11 protein-coding genes are annotated in these 19,438 nt (G+C 66.5%); 3 read left to right on the top strand and 8 right to left on the bottom strand.

Annotated features, from left to right (window positions below; genetic code table 11):
• Positions 1-288 precede the first annotated feature (288 nt).
• The gene (locus ACFE87_RS07665; protein ID WP_375459034.1) at positions 289-1,662 is read left to right on the top strand and encodes a pilus assembly protein TadG-related protein; all 1,374 of its coding nucleotides are present in this window, start codon (positions 289-291) and stop codon (positions 1,660-1,662) included.
• A 583-nt stretch (positions 1,663-2,245) separates the two neighbouring features.
• Here the strand turns inward: ACFE87_RS07665 and ACFE87_RS07670 are convergent.
• Entirely contained in the window at positions 2,246-2,884 is a 639-nt protein-coding gene (locus ACFE87_RS07670) for a GDSL-type esterase/lipase family protein (protein ID WP_375459035.1), read from the bottom strand.
• A 1,052-nt stretch (positions 2,885-3,936) separates the two neighbouring features.
• Here ACFE87_RS07670 and ACFE87_RS07675 point away from each other — a divergent pair.
• Positions 3,937-4,122, top strand: a complete 186-nt coding sequence (locus tag ACFE87_RS07675) for a hypothetical protein (RefSeq protein WP_375459036.1) — start codon at positions 3,937-3,939, stop codon at positions 4,120-4,122.
• A 232-nt stretch (positions 4,123-4,354) separates the two neighbouring features.
• Here the strand turns inward: ACFE87_RS07675 and ACFE87_RS07680 are convergent, their stop codons facing one another.
• The 6 genes from ACFE87_RS07680 to ACFE87_RS07705 all read right to left on the bottom strand — a co-directional run bounded on the left by ACFE87_RS07680 (position 4,355) and on the right by ACFE87_RS07705 (position 16,433).
• Complete coding sequence (locus ACFE87_RS07680) at positions 4,355-4,765, bottom strand: hypothetical protein (RefSeq protein ID WP_375459037.1); 411 nt, start codon at positions 4,763-4,765, stop codon at positions 4,355-4,357.
• Between the two features lie 477 nt (positions 4,766-5,242).
• Positions 5,243-14,110, bottom strand: a complete 8,868-nt coding sequence (locus ACFE87_RS07685; protein WP_375459038.1) for a choice-of-anchor I family protein — start codon at positions 14,108-14,110, stop codon at positions 5,243-5,245.
• A gap of 838 nt (positions 14,111-14,948) precedes the next feature.
• A complete protein-coding gene (locus tag ACFE87_RS07690; protein WP_375459039.1) occupies positions 14,949-15,173 on the bottom strand; it encodes a hypothetical protein in 225 nt (74 codons plus the stop codon).
• Between the two features lie 109 nt (positions 15,174-15,282).
• The gene (locus ACFE87_RS07695) at positions 15,283-15,681 is read right to left on the bottom strand and encodes a hypothetical protein (protein ID WP_375459040.1); all 399 of its coding nucleotides are present in this window, start codon (positions 15,679-15,681) and stop codon (positions 15,283-15,285) included.
• Positions 15,682-15,702: 21 nt separating this feature from the next.
• The gene (locus ACFE87_RS07700) at positions 15,703-16,125 is read right to left on the bottom strand and encodes a hypothetical protein (RefSeq protein WP_375459041.1); all 423 of its coding nucleotides are present in this window, start codon (positions 16,123-16,125) and stop codon (positions 15,703-15,705) included.
• A gap of 152 nt (positions 16,126-16,277) precedes the next feature.
• Complete coding sequence (locus ACFE87_RS07705) at positions 16,278-16,433, bottom strand: hypothetical protein (RefSeq protein ID WP_375459042.1); 156 nt, start codon at positions 16,431-16,433, stop codon at positions 16,278-16,280.
• Between the two features lie 209 nt (positions 16,434-16,642).
• Between ACFE87_RS07705 and ACFE87_RS07710 the strand changes: the two genes are divergently transcribed.
• Complete coding sequence (locus tag ACFE87_RS07710) at positions 16,643-17,470, top strand: SDR family NAD(P)-dependent oxidoreductase (protein ID WP_375459043.1); 828 nt, start codon at positions 16,643-16,645, stop codon at positions 17,468-17,470.
• Between the two features lie 17 nt (positions 17,471-17,487).
• On the opposite strand, the gene ACFE87_RS07715 is transcribed toward ACFE87_RS07710, so the two are convergent.
• Positions 17,488-19,344, bottom strand: a complete 1,857-nt coding sequence (locus tag ACFE87_RS07715) for an ABC transporter ATP-binding protein (RefSeq protein WP_375459044.1) — start codon at positions 19,342-19,344, stop codon at positions 17,488-17,490.
• Between the last annotated feature and the right edge of the window lie 94 nt (positions 19,345-19,438).

The raw sequence follows: 19,438 nt of genomic DNA on the forward strand, positions 1-19,438 counted from the left end.
CAGCGACCAGAATGAGGCCGTCGTCACCGAAATACGTCGAACGACGGCAAGCGCTGGATAGGAGACCGTACCGGAATCCGGGAGCCAGGTGCAGGATCGATTCAGCATCTTCCGGGCCTGAGAAGCGGGATCGTGTGACGTTCATATCTCCTCAAGCGACTCCCCCGCAGACACTATGGGATGTGCGCGTACATACTCATTCAGGCGCGGGAGGAGCGACTTTCCCGTCGCGCTCGATACAGGGAGGTGTCCCTTCGGTGGAGCCGCAGCGAGGCCGGATCCGTTGCATTGACCCTAGGACTTCTGGCGCCCCTGCTGTTCGGGTTCGTCGGCATAGCGGTCGACTACTCGACGTGGAGCGCACAACAATCCCGCCTGCAGAAGGCGGCTGACGCTGCCGCGTTGGGCGGTGCGCGCGAACTCCAGCTCGGGAAGCCGGACGCCGCACGATTGCAGGCAATCGTCGAAAGCATTGTGACAGAGATTGCACCAGTGCGGGGGCGAGATGGGCCCATCTCTGTCGAGGCCTCGCTCCTTGGAGGTCAGTCCGGAACCCAGACCAGCAGCTCAACGACCTCAAAGGACGGCCAGGCTCGAGGCGTCAAGGTGACCTTGCGGCAACGAAAAGACGCGATCATGAGCAAGATCGTAACCCCGACGCTGACGGATATTGAAGTGTTTTCGACCGCCTCGATGTCTGGGGGGGCGGTGGTGTGCGTCATAGGTCTCGACGAGACCTCCGCGGATACGATCAGGCTGGATCAGCGCGCCCTGATCACCGCTCCGGGCTGCGCAGTGTACGCGAATTCCACAAATTCGGTCGCGATTCGATCGGAAAACCAGGCGCGGGTAACGTCGGTCCTGACCTGCTCTGCCGGGGGTTATCGCCAATCGAGCAGCATGAACTTTCAGCCGAGGGCGCCAACGACGGATTGTCCTAAACAGCCGGACCCGCTGACTGCCCGACAGCCGCCCCCATCGAAAAGTTGCAGCCTCGACGCCAAGCCCCTCGTGCTGAACGGGGTGACCCGGACACTCAGTCCTGACACCTATTGCGGCGGCCTCGTCGTGGACAAGGGCGCAAGAGTTACGCTCCTGCCAGGTGTGTATGTCATGAAGAACGGTCCTCTGATCGTCGGGCCAGGAGGATACGTCACCACCGCGAAGACGGGGGGCGACGACGAAGATGATGACGATGACGATGACGATGAGGGTGGAGGTTCGTCGACCGTCAACACCGGGTACCTCCGTGGCACCAACGTTGGAATCTACTTCACCGGGTCCGTAAAGCCGGAAGCTGACGGCAAGATCCGCGTCATGAAGCTGATGAAGAATTCGGTTGTCGAACTCACCGCGCCCAAGGATGGCGTAATGGCGGGCCTTCTCTTTCATGAGGATCGCTCGTCCGCGCCCGATCGCCGGTTTGAAGTCCTGAGTGATAGCGCACGTCGCCTTGTGGGCACGATCTATATGCCTCGAGGGATATTCAACGTCTCAGCGAATCAGAGCGTGGCGGACCAGTCCGAGTATACGGCCATCGTGTCCAAACGGATGGAGCTGTTCCAGGCCCCCAACCTTGTTCTCAACACTCGGTACGGCGACACCGATGTCCCTGTTCCCGAAGGGATCGGCCCAAACAGTCAGGTTCGGCTTACAAGGTGAGGACCCGCCCCCGCGGTGCTGCGGTCCGCTAGCGGTTTGGGCAGTGGTGGACGATCGACGGACCCAAGCAATGGTCCTGGAATGCGAGCGGGGATCTCACCACGTCCCATGTGCTCGAGCTGCCGCCGGACGCGATGACCCTCTCGGGGACGATCGCGTGGTCGCTGGCGCGGCAGGTGACGGCCGCGGGGCGGGCGTGACCACGGTCGTCCGACAATGAGCGCTGCGGTCGCGCTAGCGATGACCCTGGTCCCCGCCAGACCTGCCGGGCCGCCTCTTGTTTGCGGCGCAGCATTCGCAACGCGCAACGCTCTTGCCCGGGAAGAGGCTGCGCTATGGTGCCCGATTTCACCCCAACTGCCGTCGAAGAGCCAAAGCCTTAATGCAAAGCTGAACAGGCTGCCGAGGTTCCGAATGCAGACCTCGCTCGGGCGCATAGCCTTTAACGGTTTGCTGTGGATCGCGGAGATCTATGCTCGACTGCGGGAACCCCGGGCGACGCCCGAAGGGAGCTTCGATCCGTCGAGGCTCTTGGACGCGATGTGAAAATGCGTGTTTTCCGTCCCTTGAATGAGCTCATAGGTCAGCGGCGAAGCCTCGCAGCGACGGGCCCTCGCACGAAGCGCTCGGCAGTTGGTAAGATGCCGGCCACCATCACCGCGACGCCCTCTGGTGACGGGTGAGTTCGATCGAAGATCGTGAATCGCGCGTCGGATGCGAGCCCTGCGTAAATGTCCGCGTAGTAGGTGGATCGGTAGCGTCGCGCGACCGCACGGAAGATGCCGTTGTAGGGAGCGCCGGCCGCGTCGGTGAACCTGATTCCGGCGACGAGGACCGGAATGCGCCGCGCCGTGAGCCGCCGCACGATCTCCGCTAAAGCAGCTTGCGCAGCCCCTGGGTCCTGACGCTTCAGCTTATCGTTCGCGCCCAACTCTAGCACGACGCCGTCCGTTCCCTCCGGGACGTCACGGTCCAGCCGGGCCAGCCCGTCCGCAGCCGTATCACCGCTGACAGCAGCATTGGTGACCACGACCGGTAGGCCACGTTGCCGAAGCGCGCGCTCCAGGACAGCCGGAAAGGCCGTCGAAGAGGAAATCAGGAACCCGGCGCTGAGACTGTCACCGAGGACCACGAGGTGGATCTGCCGGCCTTGCTGCGCCTCACTGGCTGGAGCGGCCAATACGACGGCGACGAGCGCCAGCCATGACGGTTTGCGGAACATCGAGGTGCTACCGAGCCAGGAGGAATGCCTGCCCTCGTTACGGCCGGGAGCATCGGTTGGTTGCAGCCCGCCACGTATCCTGGACGATGTGTCAGTTCCTGACCGAGCGCGACATTGCAGCACCGGCGCCGAGTGTTGCGAGCGCGAAGAAAGTTGGCGTCGTGAGTTCCTGGTCCAAGGGCCGGCCTTCGGGGACGGGTCGACGAATGAGGGCCGGCCTTGCGTCTGACAACATATGGCCTGCTACCGTGAACAAGGATGCACCTTCGTCTCACCGAAGAAGGCCGTCAGGTCCGGCCGCCTTCCTCCAGGTCACATCACCCCGGTCTCTGTCGCGCTCCCGCGCTCTGTCTTGTAAGAGTAGGAAGGACAGGAGCGGGCGCCGTGTCCGTAGTGATGGCCATCGGCAGAACAGGGCCTGCCAGCTTCGCCTGCGGGAGCGCAGATCAGGCTCTCGTCAAGGCGGACGAGTTGACCGATCGCGGCTTCAAGGAGCTCCGGATCATCGATCCGAATGATAAGGAGGGGACCGCAAGCGCTCTGGAACGATCGCTCTAGCAGCGATTGCCAGGTTCACCGCCCTCAATGCGCCATCGCCCAGGTAGGAGGGCCCTGGCCCACTAACACGAACCAGGGCCCCGGCTTTCGCCAGCACGAGAGCTGGGCGGTTCAGGTGACCAGCGAGAGCCACACTGATGCTACCGTGAATGGGCCAACCAAGAAGCGGTTGCTCAAAACATAGTAAAAGTCGCCGTTTGTGCACGGGTGCCTGTGACCCGCTCCTCGCCAGGAGCGACCGCCTCCCACTCGTCGCACCACCCCTTGCTCATCGCGCCGCGGTCGCGGAGCTGACACCGCCCGCCAAGGCCCGCATAGTCGCCGTGCTCGAGCGTGATCGCGCGTTTGCGGGACAGCCGGTTCGGGCCGGGGACATGAGTCGAGTCCGGTCGGCTGCGAGTCTGCCGCATCCGAAGCTGTCCCCGCTGGCTATCGGCGCTATGTCCGACGAGCCGATCTTCCGAGTCCAAGCGTTCGAAGACCGAGGAGACCAGGTGGTCACCGGTGAGATCGTGCCGGCTAAAGACGCTGCCGAAGCTGTTGTGAAGGCACTCCAGGCAATGGCGAGATTCGGCGGTGCGGCCGTCCTACGTTTCTCGCCGACGGGCGACCACGCCGCCCTTCATTCGACTTACGGCGAGGTGCCCAAGAGCTTCGCCGACCGCTATCGCCAGCGTTGACGCGGGCCGCAAAACGGCGGCCGAACGTGATCGTAGCTCAGCCTCGGCATTGTCTCACACTGGCCAGAGCCAGGGCCGAGAGGATCCCCTGGAAGACGACCGGCAATCCTGCTTGCCCGGCAATGTCGCCCATGCCGACAGCGGAACGGACGGATGCGGGGGCGTTCCCGACACGGTGAGAAACGGCGGAGGCGCGAGCGACCGAGGCCCGGGATATCGAGGACCGATCACACTACCGACTGCAATACGTGGCCAAAATCCCCTGCGCACTCTGAAAGCGGTTCGACATCACGCCTTGGGTGACTGAGGTGAAAACCAGCGTGAGGGGTTGACGCGTTCCATCCTGTCGCTGCTCTGAACCTCGTACCACGACGCCTTGATTGCTTTGCTGCCATCGGCCCTGCGCGACCAGGGGGACGGAAAAGCCAGCCGTCATCGCCGTATAGCTGCCCTGAGCCTGAAACCCGCCGTTTGGAAACAGGGCGAGGCCGAACTCGTAGATCCAGTTCTCAAAACGATTGTTGCTCACCGACTGGTTGGCGTGGCGGCAGCGCCACTGACCAGCGGCTCCCCCGCCCTGCGCCGACACTGGCCAGGTCGGGATCCACCACAGCAGAGCCGCAAAACAGATCCTGGCGAGCATTCCGCGACCCCCGAACTCTTACCCTCTGTGCTCATGTTGCAGAGATGCAAGCTCGTCAATTTCGGATCGCTCAGAAATGCGGCCTAGCGCCCACCATCGCCTTCGAGGGTTTGAGCTGGATATCGGAGGTCAGCAAACCGAACATCGCCTGGACCCCGGTGAACGCTTACCTGCCGCCGGCATCCGATGGCCCAGGGAGGTCGAGGCGCGCAGAGCGCATGTTGGCGTCGACCGCCGGGCATGCTCTGACACGCCGACCTTTATCAAACGCTCCGCGGGGGCGAACGCGGTCGTAAGCGGCGAGCGCTCGATCCGGCGGCATCAGCGGTGCGCCGCGAGATCGCCCTGCCTCACCTGGGGGGTCTCGTCCCAGCCCCCGATCCCTCTAGGTCAAGTCGACTGGCCGACGACCTAATCCTGATCCCCGCCCTGCCCGTGTGAGCGAGGGCGAGCCCTCGCTCACACCTTGCGGAAGCCCTAGATCTGCCAGCCGTTGCGGCCCTCGGCCTCACCGAACACGAGATAATGCTGGAGGGGGTCGATATCGGCCGCTGCGACATCCGGGTTCGCCGCAAGGTAGCCGTTCGTCGAGAACTCGCTCGACGGGTTGCGGCCTTCTTCCCACCCATAAGCCTCGAAATGGAGGAGCGGGCTTATGCCGGCGGCAGCCACGTCCGGGTTCGCAGCGAGATATTCCCGGGTCGAGAAGAAGGCGTCGGGGTCGCGGCCTTCCAGCCAGCCGGAGGTGAGGTAATGCTGCAGCGGATCGACGCGCGCCGCCGCGACGTCCGGATATTGGGCGAGGTAGAAGCCCGCGTCGAAATCGCCCGTGATACCCCGCACGCTCTCGCCCGGGAAGATGGCCCTGCCTTCGGTCGCGCCCTGACCGAGCGCATGCGCGAGCGGGTCGATCCGGGCCGCCGCGACGTCGGGATTTTGGGCCAGGTAGGCCAGGGTGCTGAATTCCGGGCCCGGGTCGCGGCCCTCCTTCCAGCCGAAGACGTCGTAATGCTGGAGCGGGTCGACTTTCGCGGCCGCCACGTCCGGGTTCTGGGCGAGGTAGGCCTTCGTCGAGAAGAGCGCGTTCGGATCGCGGCCCTCGAGCCAGCCGAACTGGGCGTAATGCTGCTCAGGATCGACGTGAGCCGCATACACGTCGCGATTTTGGGCGAAGTAGAAGAGGTCGTCGACGAGCGGCGTGCCGTCCTGTTCGTCGATCTGGCCGTCCGTGAAGACGAGGCGGCCGACCCCGGTCACGTCGCGCGTCACTCCGTCGGGGCCGGTCAGCAAGGCCGCCCCCTCCTCGAAGGTGAGAGTCGCGAAGAGGAAGGCGAAGCCGAAGCTCGCCTCCGCCGCCGGCGGGTTCGCGGCGACGCTGGCGGTCAGAGAGGCCGTGGCAGTCGCGCCGTCGCCGTCCCTGACCGTGTAGGTGAAGCTGTCGACACCCGCGAGCGTGGCGACGTAGCTGAACTGGCCGTCCGCAGCAAGCTTCAGCGTGCCGTGTCCGCCCTCGACCGTCACCATCCCGGAACCAGGAACCGCGACCGAGAGGCTGTTCGCGAAGCGGATCGAGGTGACCGCAAGCGTGTCGCCGGTATCAGGGTCGCTGTCATTCGCGAGCAGGTTGCCGGTCGCGATCGTGTGAGCCAGGGGCGCGAGGCTGTCGGGCTCGGCATCCGGGGCGGAGTTCGCCGGCAAGCCGTCCAGAACGGCGTCGGCGCGCAGGTTCAGATTCTCGATCCTGAGGTCGAGGCTCGCCGGCGTGTCGGCGATCCCAAAGGCGTCATCGGCCGTCGGGAACTCGGCCCTGAGGTAATCCTGGAAGGCCTTGATCTCGCCGAGGGCGTTCGCGGGCGTGGCCGTGACGAAGTCGAGCGTCTCGGCAACGGGCGCCGACAGGGTTCCGTCCTGGAGGAGATAGCGGAAATTCTCCCCGTTCGCCTTGACCGGGTAGCCGTCTCCGCCATTCGCGGTGAAGTTCAAGGTGACGACGCTGATCCTCGCCGGAGCGTCGGCGACCACCTGCCCATTCCTGACGACGGTCGCCAGGAGACGGTCCTCATCGTCGTAGAGAGCGACGGTCTGGACCTTCTGACCGGCCGGGAAGTCGGGATCGTAGGAGAAGCGCACGCCGCCGACCTGCGGGAAACCGCCATTCCCGGCCGGGAGCCCCGCCGCGTAGTTTAGGATGTTCAGGAGACCCTGCGGCGTGGTGTCGAACACCATCAGCTTGTTGTCGAAGCGGAGCGCGTTCTCGGCATCCAGCTGTGAGATCGCCCCTTCCGGCTTGTTCGCGGTCGGATTGGCGGCCGGGGGAAGCTTCTGGCCCGCGGCCGTGTTGTTCGAGCCGTCCGATACCGATCCGATCGAGGCCCGGATGCCGCCGCCATTCTTCAGCGAGACGACCAGCGTCTGGGACGGGTCGATCGCCTGGAGGGCGGCCGTATTCGCATCGGCCGAGATGTCGCCGAGATTGGTCTCCTCGGACCGGCCGAACACGCGGTCGCCCTCGAGATAGACGTCCGTGAAGCCGAAGATGTTGCCGTCCTTCGAGGCGATCACGTTGTTGACCGCGTTCGTGATCGTCTGGACCTTCTGGCCGATCGATCCGGTCGCGAAAGCCAGGCCGATGTCGGCGCCGTAGGCCGCCTGCAGGTTGGCCTGGGTGGAGGCATAGGCGCCGCTGATTGCCGGGTCGAGGCTCGAGAGAACCAGCTGACCGTTAGCGTCGAAATCGACCACCAGGCGACCGAGATAGGTCGATTCACTGTCGGTGGCGACGATGAGGGTCGGCGCGCCGTCCGCCCCAGCCGTCACGATCGGGTAGGATCCCTGGAAGTTGGCGTCGTGGCCCGGGAAGGCGGCCGCCGCGTCGGTCGAGTCGCCGAGCCGCGTATGGCTGCCGGCCGCCACGATGATATCCACCCCGCGCAGCAGGCCCGCGAGCGTCTGCTCGTTCGACAGGAGCTGGAGATGCGATGTCAGGATGATCTTGTTCACGCCTTGGGCGATGAGCGCGTCGATCACCGGCTGCAGCTGCGTGGCGAGCAGCTGCATGTTGTCGACCTCGGTCGTGTTGTCACCCGGCTGCCCGTTCTTCGGGAAGCCGTTCACCTCGGTGCCGGTCGGCGAGGAGATACGCTCGAGAACCTGGGTGGTCGCTCCGACGATGCCGATCCGCTCGCCGCCTTCGGTGACGATCGCGGATGGCGCGACCTTGCCCCTGATGGATGAGGCTTCCTGGCCTCCGGCCACCACCGTTCCGCGGATGAAGCTGTCGCCGGAGAAGTCGAGATCGGCCGACAGATACGGGAATTGCGCGCCGACCCAGCCCGAAGCAGGAGCATAGGCGCCGTTCAGGACCGACGAGCCGAGGTCCCATTCGTGGTTGCCCAGGGCGGAAGCCGAGACCCCGAAGGCATTGTAGATCGCGATGTCCGGGCGACCGAGAGCCGTCGTGCCGCCGACGATCGGGTTCAACGACGGGTCGGCGCCGGCGTTCAGGAAGGGGCCTGGGATGATGTTGTCGCCGCCGGCGAGCACGAGGCTGTTCACGTACTGGTCGTCGAACCGGTCGATCAGGGCGCCCATGATCGGCGCGGTGGTCGGCGTCAGGGTCGAGCCCTCGCCGTCGGACATGTGCAGAAGCTGAAGGGTGTAATTGGCCACCGGGGGCATCTCCGTGGTGAAGTCGAGTTGATCGGTCGCGAGGCCCGCGAAGCTGTTTCCGGCGTTGTCCGTGATGGCACCCGTCGGGATGATCACGTCGTAGGCAGCCCCGGCGGCGAGATTCGCAGTCGGGTTGATGGTCACCGTCGCTCCGCTGACCGTGACCTGCGAGGCATCGGTCACGGCGATCGTCTGGACGTCGCCGGCGCCGTTCGTGATGGTGATGGCGCCGGCGCCCGCCTGGACCGCTTCGCTGAAGGTGAGGACGATGTTCGAGGCCGCCGAGACCTGGGTGGCGTTGTCGGCGGGGGTCGAGGAGACGAGCGTCGGAGCCGCGACATCCGCGAGCTGGCCCGCCGCGACCACGCGATCGGAGAATGCGAAGCTCTCGACATTCACGACCGTATCGGTGCCGTCCCCACCCGCACCGCGATTGTCGGCGATCACGAAGCCGCCGCCCTGCTCGGTCACGGTGTAGTTCGACCGCGCCCCGGTGAGGACGAGGGTGTCGCCAGCGGCGCCGTTCGCGCCGCCGTCGACCGTGTCGTTCCCGGCGCCGGCCGCGACCTGGTCGTCTCCACCGAGCGCGCTGATGACGTCGTTGCCGCCGAGGCTGCCGCGCGTGCCGCCGAACCGTGCCGTGTATGAGGCCTGATCGAAGGTGTCGTTGCCCTCGGTCGCGATCGCGGCCGATCGCGAGAAGAGAAGGGACGAGACCGACGGATCGTGGTCAGAGATCTGGGTCGCGAATTCCGAGTTGATGTGGACCACATCGACCTCGGCCGAGCCGTACAGGTTGTTCGAGACGAGGATCTGGTCGAGCGCCTGGGCGTTGCCGTCGAAATTATACGAATAGCGCTCCGCGACGGGCAGCTTCTCGAGAAGCTTGCCCATGACGGGCGTGCTCGGGGCGAAGATGCTGGCCGTCCCGTCCGGGTTCGCCTGGGTGCGGACCACCTGACCGGTGATGAGGTCGATGACCGGGAAGAATTGGAAGTCGTTGAAGTCGCCCAGAGCGACGACACGGTCGTCCGTGGCCGAGGCGTTCACGAGAATGCCGTCGATATAGGCGTTGACGATCTCGGCCTGACCCTCGCGCTCGTTCTGGGTCGTGCCAGCTGCCGTCTGCGCCGCCCCGTTCAGAGGATCCGCGTAGAGCGGCAATTCCAGGCTGTTTCCGATCAGCGGCAGCGATCCGCCCTTCGAGGAGAGGTGGTTGTTGACCGTCCAGAACGTCCCGCCCTGGGCGTCGGTGAAGCCGACCGGCGACCACTCGATCGGCAGCGACTTGCGGGTCGCGGCGAAATCGCTGTCGCCCTGACCGATCTGGTTTGCCGTCGGCGCTTGCAGCACCTTGGCGCCGTTCGCGTCGGACACGATCGTCGAGAGGCCGTTCCGGTCGGTCGGCGTCACGCTATCGGCCCGATACAGGTAGGCGACGCGCTGGTTGCCGCCCGGGATTCCGCCGACCGTGTCGTCAATCGGCAGCGAGTCGATCGCGACGTAGCGCGGGCCGCCCCGCGCCGTGATCGCGTCGATGAGCTGCGACAGCGTGAGGGAGGCGCTGACGGTCGAGGAATTCGTCGCGCCGTCGTTGTCGAGCACTTCCTGGAGCGCGATGATCTCCGGCGTTCCGAGACTGCCGATGATCGCGTCCGCGAGCCCGTTGAACTTCGCCTGCGTGGTTGCGACGCCGTCGACCGGCTGTCCGACCGGGGCGAGGTTTTCGACGTTGAAAGTGGCGACCCGCAGCCGGTCGAGATTGGCCGTGATCGTCGTGGTCTCGGGGGTGATCGTGCTCGGCGTCAGCGTTACGGCTGCCGTCGGATTCAGGTCGTAGAACCCGAACTCGTAGCCCACGATGCCGGTGACGTCGCCGAGACGGTCGCCCGTCGCAGTCGGGACCGGGGTCGCGAAGCCGACGCGATCGTCGAGCTGGATCCGCTCCGGATTGAAGTCGAAGATCTTGTCGGCGGGCTGCAGCGTGCCGGGCGTCGTGTCGCTGATCGTCAGGCCGCCGCGGTCGTTGACGGAGGGGTTCGGCCCGACATCGTAGCGGACGACGATCTCGCCGAAATTGCTCCGGAACGGCCCGGTCGTGACCACGTCCTTGATCGTGACGAGCATGCCCTCGACCGATTCGTAGAAATCGGTGCCCTGGGTCGCCGGGTCGTAGACACCCATGGCGTCGTCGTCGCCGAGGCTGACGAGCGGCGGCAGGCGGCCACCGGCGCCGAGCAGCGTCGCGGCCGGCAATGCAATGTCTTGGGTCAAGACCGTTACGGTCGGGCTCACGATCTCCGTGAGGCTGAGGTCCCCCGTCCGGCCCGCGCCGACGAACTCGTCGACCGTCCCCGTCACCACGACATTCGCCCCGATCGTGATCCCGGCCGCCGGGGCGGTGCCCGTGAAGACGAAGACCGCATCGGAGGTGGCGACGTCACCGTCGCCTGTGGCGTCCTGAATGTAGAACCCGTTGGACGCGCGCGCCGTGACGATGCCCTGCGTGCTGACGACCTGTCCGTCAAAGGCGGAGAAATGGGTCGCGCCCTGGATCTGGTAGATGGCGGTCAGATCGTCGGCGACGATCGTGCCCGTCGCGACGCCGGCCGTCGGGCTGACGGCCGCCGCGATGCCGCCTTGGCTGTTTGCGGCGCCGGACAGCGTCAGGCTGAAGGTCTCGCTCCGCTCGTTCGCGGCATCGCCCGAGACGGTGATCGTCACGACCGTCGAGGTCTGGCCCGCCGCGATCGTCCCCGTGATGCTGGGGAGCGCGCCGCCGAAATCAGCCGCGTCCGCCGGGCTCGCACCCGAGCCCGCGGCGCTCGCCGTAAAGGTGAGGTCGCCGAGGGTGCCGTTCGTGCGCTCGACCGTGAAGCTGTAGGCGGTCGTTGCGCCCGAGGCGCCCTCGTTCTGCGAGATCGCCAGCGACCCCGGCACGAAGCGGAGTTCCTGCGCGAACCCTTGCTGGAGCGCCGCATACACCGTCGCACCGCCGTTTCCGTTGACGGCGGACGCGACCTCGTTCGCGGAAATAACGAGGGCCGTCCCCGTCGGATTCTGGTCGGCCGCGATGAAGGTCAGGACCTCCGGCCCGAAATCGACGGGCTGCCCTGCGGCAGCCGGGACGGGCGGGACGTAGCTGACGTAGTTGGCGTTGCCGGGATCCGTCACATCATAGACGATGACGCCGCCCTGACGCTCGAGCGCCACGAAGGCGTAGGTCCGGCCGCCGACCTGCCCGATCGTCACTCCTTCCGGCTCCGGGCCCTTGTCGTCGGACCGGGTGTCGAAGGTGTTCGGACCCTGGTTCTGATTGAACGTGCCGGCCGGCGTCGCGGCCGCACCGGGCTGCGCGGCGAAGATCTTCTCGAACTCGCCGCCGGTCTCGCGCACCTTGGTGACGGTACCGTCGCCGTTGTCGCGGAAGATCGAAATCGAGCGACCGCCGAGCGTATGGACCTGGTCGATATCACCGTCGCCGTCGGTGTCGCCTAGCTTCGTCAGGACGTTCAGCCGCCGGTATTCGGCGTTGGTCTTCAGGTTCACGATCGAGGGATCGAGCACGACCGACGCGCTCGACAACCGGGCGACGTCGGCATCATCCGCGCCCGAGATGACGCGCTGGTCGCCTTCGTTCGCGGTGATGAAATAGGTGGCCCCACCGACCTGGTAGGAGGCGATCGAGTCCGGCTGCAGAAGCGCATTGAACGGCTTGGCCGTGATGTTGATCGCGGCTGCGCCCGCTGTGCCGTCCTGATCGGACGCGTCGAACTCGTTTCCGGCCAGCCGATGGTCCACGCTGCCGAGCGGCTGGATCGCCACGATCGAGGGCGCCTGGCCCGGCGTGATGTCCAGGATGGCGACGCCGTTCACCTCCTGCAGGACCACATAGGCGCGGGTGCCGTCGGCCGAGATGGTGATGTATTCCGGCTCGATATCCTCCGAATTTCCCCGACCCGGGAAGATCGCGAGGCCCTTCGATTGCAGCAAGGCCTGATTGACGGCCTCGGCCGCGGCGTCGGCTCCGTCGAGCGCGCCAAAGCCGATCGTGCTCACGACCACCGCGCTGGCCACGTTGGCGAGACCGCCGGTCACGTCGATGACCGAGATGCCGCCGGCCGTGAGGATCGGCGCCGCCGTCGTGCCGGCCGTCTCGGCCTCGTTCGCGACCAGGATGCGGTTCCCGTCCGGCGTGAACACGAGCTGGTCGGGCCCGACCCCGACGGTCAGGATCTTCTGGAGCCCACCATTCTGATCGAACAGCGCGACCCGGCCGGCTTGGCTTCCGTCCGCATTGGCATAGGCGACGGCCACGAGGCCATTCTTAACCGCGACCGAGTTCACGCTGCCGAAGCTGTCCAGGCCCGTGAGCAGTATCTCGCCGGTCTTCGCGAGCGCGCCGGCGGACGAGATCGAGACGATCTCGATCCGGCTCTCGTTCGTGTTCTGGACGTAGAGCCGGCCCGTCGTGCCGTCGTAGGCCACGACCTCGGCATTCGGCAGGACACCGGCCGTGGCGGGATTGTCCGTCGTCGCGTAGGCGCCGAGCCGCACGAGCTGAAGCGCTCCGCTCGCGACCGGGGCCGCGCCGGCGAGCCCGGCAAGCGAGGCGGCGGCGTCGTTGATCTGGATCCCGCCGACCAGGAGCGGCGCGGCGCCCGGGGCGGCCGTCGTGAAGTTCAGCTCTCCCGCCTCGAGGCCGGAAACGGCGTTCTGCGTCCCGACGAAGGAATTGCCCGCCGCGTCGGTGAAGGCCGAGCCCGGGATGATGACGTTGTAGGCCGTGCCCGCCGCGAGCGCCGCAGTCGGGTTGATCGTGACGGTGGTGCCCGAGATCGTGACCTGGGTCGCGTCCGTCACGTCGATGACGACATCCGCCCCTGCCGCCGGGCGCAGGATGATGTTGCCGCTGCCCCGGACCACCGCCTCGTCGAAGGTCAGGACCAGGTCCGACCCGACCGCGATCGCCGTCGCCTCGTCGGCGGGGCTCGAGGTCGTCAGGACCGGCGCAACGACATCGGTCGGCGCAGGCGCCTGGCTCGAGACCACGATGTCGTCGATGCCGACCCATTCGTCGTTGCCGGCGGCGTTCGTCGTCAGGATCCTGACCTGGAGGCCGGCGGCATTGTTGGCGTCGGCCGGCAGCGTCAGGTCGAAACTGGTGACCTCGGTCGCGCCGAGGCTCGTGACGTCAGCATCGTACCCGCCCGGCACGTTGGTCCACGCGCTCGTGTTGCTGAGCCGATACTGGACGGCAAGTTGCTGCGTTGCGTTTTCCTCGTTGCCCCCGGTGACGGTGCTGTCGATATCGCGCGCCGTGAACTGCACGCGCACGTTCTGACGGCCGGTCGAGTCGAGATAGATGACGAGGTTGGGCGCATCCGCGGTACCCGAGCCCTGGAAGGCGACGGTGGGATTGGTGATCTGGAATTCGGCGACACCGCCGTTGTTGATCGTCGTCACCGTCTGATTGGCGATGACGTCGACGGCTTCGGTCGTCGAGCCGGTCAGCGTCCGCGGATCGACGTCCACGGCAGAGCCCGTGCTGATGTCGCCCAGATATCCCACGACGCTCGGGACGGTCGCCCAGCTGTCGTTCGCCGTGATCAGGCCGGTATTCGTCCAGTCTTGGCTGAAGTTGCCGGTCGAGAGCTGAAACGGGGTGGTCGACATACTAACTCCAGCGGTTTGCAACACATCACCTTCTGGTGAATTGCTGCATCGTTATTTACATACTGAGCCGAAAGACGAGTGCGTACTTTCAGCTCTGCTCGATGACTGAAGTGGCTCCCAGTCATTTGTGAGCCACCTGCAAAATTACTGCGCCTGAAGCCGGCGCGGTCGTCGACGCGGCGACGATGCCGTCGCGGCGCTAGTCAAGCATGGGCAGTGCGTCGTGAGAAAAGTGAGCAGGGCAGAAATCTGCGTCGCCCGGCCAGATCTTTCCTGCAGACAACCGATAGAGACACGTCATTCGAAAACAATTCGCGAGTGAAACCTCTCGAATGAAGGTACGAATCCTCATAGCCCCTCCTCCAACACGAAGAGAGACTTGCCCTATGGTCCCGGTTGCCTGAACGGACGGGGGTAGAGTTTTGTCGCCGCGTCCAGGCCCGGGGCTTATGGGGGGGCTATATGACGGCTGAATGAAAGTGGCTGGTCGGAACAGAGCTTTGTCTCGGCCGCGTTAAGATTTTTTTAAGCGGTGACCCGGCTGTCGTTCGCCGGCCTACGGATGCCTGGCCTCAGGCGAAGGCGCCTGGCGCCGGTTTGCGCCAGCCATCCAGCATGGTGTCGAGGCGCGGCTTCCAGGAGGCTGTCATGTAAGGTGACGCCGCTGCGCCATCCGCGACCGTCGCAGGCATGCCGACGAGCAAGCGGGACCGGTGCCGTGCCGGGCAGCGGCCGTTAGAGATGGCGGGAGGATCAGGACACAGCGAGGACGCAGGAGACGCCTGCCAACTCGGACGGCTTTCGACGGTCCGATTAACCCAGGGCAGCCGAGGCTGGACTAGCTCCCGGCGTCATACTCGGCGAGCGCGCGGCTCGCGACCATTCCGGCGATCGTCCCGTTCGGCAATTCCCAGGCGAGCAGACCGTCGCGGTCGAGTTCCGGTCGGCGCAGGCATCCGCGGCTGGCCGGGTCCTTGAGGTCGAGCGGCTTGAGCGGCGGCGCCCCCGCCATGATGCTTGCGATGTCAGCTCTGAATTGGTCCGGCACGGCGAGGTCTCTCATGGCGCGTTGCCTCCCCTAGCTGCGCCGAAAGTCGGTACGGACCGTCGAGTTTTTCGCTCCCATTTTAACGATCCACCGATCCGGCGAGGGCTGACCTCTCCCGACGACCTCAGGCCAGGGTGACCCGGATGCCCTGGAGCGGCAGGCCTCGAACCCTGGTGCTCCAGGTCTCGCCCGGCGCGACCGGAAGCGCTCGCGTCAGGGTGCCGGTCGAGACGATCTCGCCGGCACCGAGGGGCGGGCTCGCCGGGTCCCGGGCCAGAACCCCGACGAGGTGGCGCAAGGCCGCGAGCGGGCCGCCGACGAGGACGTTGGCCGCCCGCCCCTCGTCCGCGACCGCCCCGTCGCGAAGAAGCGAGATGTCGAAGCTCAACAGAGCCTCACGCCATTGCTCGGCATTCGCCGAGGTGATCGCCTCTGCCGGCCCGACGAGGAGTGCTCCATGAAGCCCGAAGGCCGCGACGGTGTCGGCGGCAGTGAAGCGCCAGCCGGCAAAATGCGACTGCACGATCTCGAAGCCGTGCGCGACCTAGTCGACGCAGGACAGGAGCGCCCGTTCGTCCATGTCCGCCCGAGGCTGGCGGGACAGGCAGAAGACGATCTCGGGTTCGATGCGCGGCTCAGCCAGGACCGACAGGCCGAAGCTTGCCTCCGGGCCGGTCAGCCGGTGCAGGGTCGTGTCGTAGACGTGGCCCCAGATCGGAGCATCGACCGCGTATTCGGCCCAGATAGTCGTGTTGGTGAAGCCGATCTTGCGGCCGAGGACCCGCTCGCCTCGCTCCTCGCGAAGGCGGCGCACGTCTGCGGCGACGCGGTAGGCGGAGGCGAGGTCGAAGGCGGGGTCGCCGTCCGACAGCGGCGCGATCTGACGGCCCTCATCCAGAGCTGACAGCACATGGCGGGCGACGTCGGAATGCCGGACGCTGCCGGAGTGTTTGCTGGAAAGGCTCATGGTCCTCGGCTTGGCATTTCGGCGGGGTCACGCACCACCGGCCAGACCTTAGCACCCGCCGCGGGATGATTCAGGACAGAGACCCCGCGCCGCCGCAAGCCGAGTGGTGGCGGTCACCGCCGGTCATCCTTGCCGGCGAACCCTCCGACACCTCACCCGCGCGGGCTCGTCGGCTCGGCGATCTCGCGAATGAGGGCGGCGACGCGGGCCCGCTTCAGCATCTTCACCTGGTCGGCCGTGTCATGATCCGTTCGAGAATCGACCCGCGGACACCTGACAGGCCGTAACAGCTTCGCGATGATCGACATGGGCAGCCTCCTGGCTCGTCCGGACCGCTATGCCGCCTCTGGATCGTGGCGGCTGTGCTCTGCCGCACGTGGATCTCACGCGGGAGCGGCAGCGACGCCTCGGCGTGCCGCCCGGCCCTGCCCCCGCGTCGCTTCGTTGTCCGGCTCCCGGGCGCCGGGCTATAAGCCGCCCGCCGGGCGCGAGACCCGGCACACGCGCGGGAGGTCACATGGCGGGGCAGGTTGAGGCGGGACGCGGAACGCGTCTCGCAGGGAAGATCGCACTCGTCTTCGGGGCCGGCTCGGTCGGGCCGGGCTGGGGCAACGGCAAGGCGACCGCCGTCACCTTTGCCCGCCAGGGCGCGACCGTGATCTGCATCGACATCAACCCGGCCGCCGCCGACGAGACCGTCGCGATCATCGCGGGGGAAGGCGGAACGGCCAGCCCGGGCACCTGCGACGTGACCTCGTCCGACTCGGTCGCGAAGCTCGTGGCCGAGGCCATCACGAGTCATGGCCGCATCGACATCCTGCACAACAATGTCGGCTTCGCCCAGATGGGCGGCCCGATCGAACTCGACGAGGCGGCCTGGCACAAGACGATCGACCTCAACCTGACGAGCTGCTTTCTCACCTGCAAGCACGTCCTGCCGCATATGCTGCAGCAGGGCGGCGGCGCGATCGTCAACGTCTCGTCGATCGCGGCGGTGCGCTACACCGGCTACCCGTATGTCGCGTATTATGCAGCGAAGGCGGCCGTGAACAACTTCACCACCGGCCTCGCCCTGCAATATGCGAGGCAAGGCATCCGGGTGAACGCGATCATGCCCGGGCTGATGAACACCCCGCTGATCTTCCAGCAGATCTCCGGCCAATACGACAGCCCGGAGGACATGGTGCGGGCCCGGGACGCGGCCTGCCCGAGCGGCCGGATGGGCACGGCCTGGGACATCGCCAACGCCGCGTTGTTCCTCGCCTCCGACGAGGCCGGCTACGTGACCGGTGTGAGCCTCGCGGTCGACGGCGGCCTGAGCGGGCAGGTCGGGGTGTCGGTGTAGCCGAACCGAGCCGTCGCCTATTCCGCGGCGGTGGCGAGGTCCCGGGTCTCGCCGATGAAGCCGCCCGATTGCCGGCGCCAGAGCCGGGCGTAGAGTCCGCCCCGCACGAGGAGGTCGGCGTGGCGTCCCTCCTCGACGACCCGGCCCTCGTCGATCACGATCAGGCGGTCGAGCGACGCGATGGTGGAGAGCCGATGGGCGATCGCCACGACGGTCTTGCCCTCCATCAGCGTGGTCAGCGCATCCTGGATGGCGGCCTCGATCTCGGAGTCGAGCGCCGAGGTCGCCTCGTCGAGGACGAGGATCGGTGCATTCTTCAGGATCACCCTTGCGATCGCGATCCGCTGCCGCTGCCCGCCGGACAGCTTGACGCCGCGCTCGCCGACATGGGCGTCGTAGCCGCGCCGGCCCCAGTTGTCCTCGAGCGTCGCGATGAAGCCGTCGGCGTGGGCGAGCCGGGCGGCGCGCTCCACCTCCTCCTGGGTCGCTCCCGGCCGGCCATAGGCGATGTTGTCCCGGATCGAACGGTGCAGGAGCGAGGTGTCCTGGGTCACGACGCCGATCTGCCGGCGCAGTGAGTCCTGGGTAACGGCCGAGACGTCCTGGCCGTCGATCAGGATGCGGCCGCCCTCGAGATCGTGCAGCCGGAGGAGGAGCGAGGTGATCGTCGTCTTGCCGGCCCCGCTCGGCCCCACGAGCCCGACCTTCTCGCCCGGCCGGATCGCGATCGATAAGCGGTCGAGGATGCCATCCTCCCGACCGTAATGGAACGTGACATCCTCGAAACGGATCTCGCCGCGCGGCACGGCGAGTTCGCGTGCGCCCTCCCGGTCCACGATCGCGTGCGGCCGCGCGATGGTGGACATCGATTCCTGGATCACCCCCACATTCTCGAAGACGCCCCGCACGGTCTGCATCACCCAGCCTGACATCGCCAGGATGCGCATCACGAGCGCGAGGCCGGCCGCGACGTCGCCGCTGGTCATCTGCCCGCGCGACCAGAGCCAAAGGGAGAGCGCCGCGACCGCGAACAGGAGGAGGCTGTTCATCACCGACAGGAGCGCGGTCACGCCCGTGATGAGCCGCATCAGGTCGAGAAAGGTGCCCATCCAGCGCCCGAGCGCGTCCCGGACCGAGGAGCGCTCGTCGTCGGCGCGCGCGAAGAGCTTGACCGTCAGGATGTTCGTGTAGCTGTCGACCACGCGGCCGACCATGACCGAACGGGCGTCGGCATTCGCGAGCGAGCGCTTCTGCGCGCGCGGCACGAAATACCACATCAGCCCGATATACCCGGCCATCCAGAGGGCCATCGGCAGCGCGAGCCAGAGCGAGATCGAGCCGAACAGCGCGAGCGCCGCGATCGCGAAGATCCCGACATAGGTCAGCGTGTCGAGGACCGTGACGGCGAGTTCGCGGATCGCGGGCCCGACCTGGGTGATGCGGTTCGCGAGCCGGCCGGCAAAGTCGGCCTGGAAGTAACCGAGCGCGTGGCCGAGCGTATAGACGTGCGTCCGCCAGCGGATCATCGTCGTCGATTGCGGCACGATGATCTGGTTCGAGACCGCCTCGTGCGCCGTGTGGAAGAGCGGCCTCAACACGACGATCAGGAGCGCGACCGCGATCAGGGCGGTGCCCTGCTCGGCCCAGAGCGTCGCCGGCTGCGATCGGGCCAGCATGTCCACGAACCAGCCGATCAGAAGGTAGAGGCTCGATTCGAGCACGCCCACGGCGACCGAGGCCGCGAAGAGGAGGAGGAGCCACCAGCGGATCGGCCGGAGATAGGCCCAGGTGAAGCGCGGCACCGTGTTCGGTGGCATCGCGGATTCCGTGAAGGGCGCGAACGGGTCGACGAGGGTCTCGAGGCGGCGGAGCATGATGTCCTGGCGAGGGCTTTGGCGACGGCAATTCGCGGAGGGAGTGAGGGTTCGGCGGATTGCGGCGATGCCGCATCACGATGGCGCCAGCATG

Source organism: uncultured Enterovirga sp. (genome assembly GCF_964242715.1).
In the GTDB taxonomy this organism is placed as follows: Bacteria; Pseudomonadota; Alphaproteobacteria; order Rhizobiales; family Beijerinckiaceae; genus Enterovirga.

Excerpts from the sequence above, each read along its gene's own strand:
- ACFE87_RS07705 (WP_375459042.1), bottom strand. The coding sequence starts at position 16,433 with ATGTCGATCATCGCGAAGCTGTTACGGCCTGTCAGGTGTCCGCGGGTC.
- ACFE87_RS07710 (WP_375459043.1), top strand. The coding sequence starts at position 16,643 with ATGGCGGGGCAGGTTGAGGCGGGACGCGGAACGCGTCTCGCAGGGAAG.
- ACFE87_RS07670 (WP_375459035.1), bottom strand. The coding sequence starts at position 2,884 with ATGTTCCGCAAACCGTCATGGCTGGCGCTCGTCGCCGTCGTATTGGCC.
- ACFE87_RS07700 (WP_375459041.1), bottom strand. The coding sequence starts at position 16,125 with ATGAGCCTTTCCAGCAAACACTCCGGCAGCGTCCGGCATTCCGACGTC.
- ACFE87_RS07715 (WP_375459044.1), bottom strand. The coding sequence starts at position 19,344 with ATGCTCCGCCGCCTCGAGACCCTCGTCGACCCGTTCGCGCCCTTCACG.
- ACFE87_RS07680 (WP_375459037.1), bottom strand. The coding sequence starts at position 4,765 with ATGCTCGCCAGGATCTGTTTTGCGGCTCTGCTGTGGTGGATCCCGACC.
- ACFE87_RS07685 (WP_375459038.1), bottom strand. The coding sequence starts at position 14,110 with ATGTCGACCACCCCGTTTCAGCTCTCGACCGGCAACTTCAGCCAAGAC.
- ACFE87_RS07690 (WP_375459039.1), bottom strand. The coding sequence starts at position 15,173 with ATGAGAGACCTCGCCGTGCCGGACCAATTCAGAGCTGACATCGCAAGC.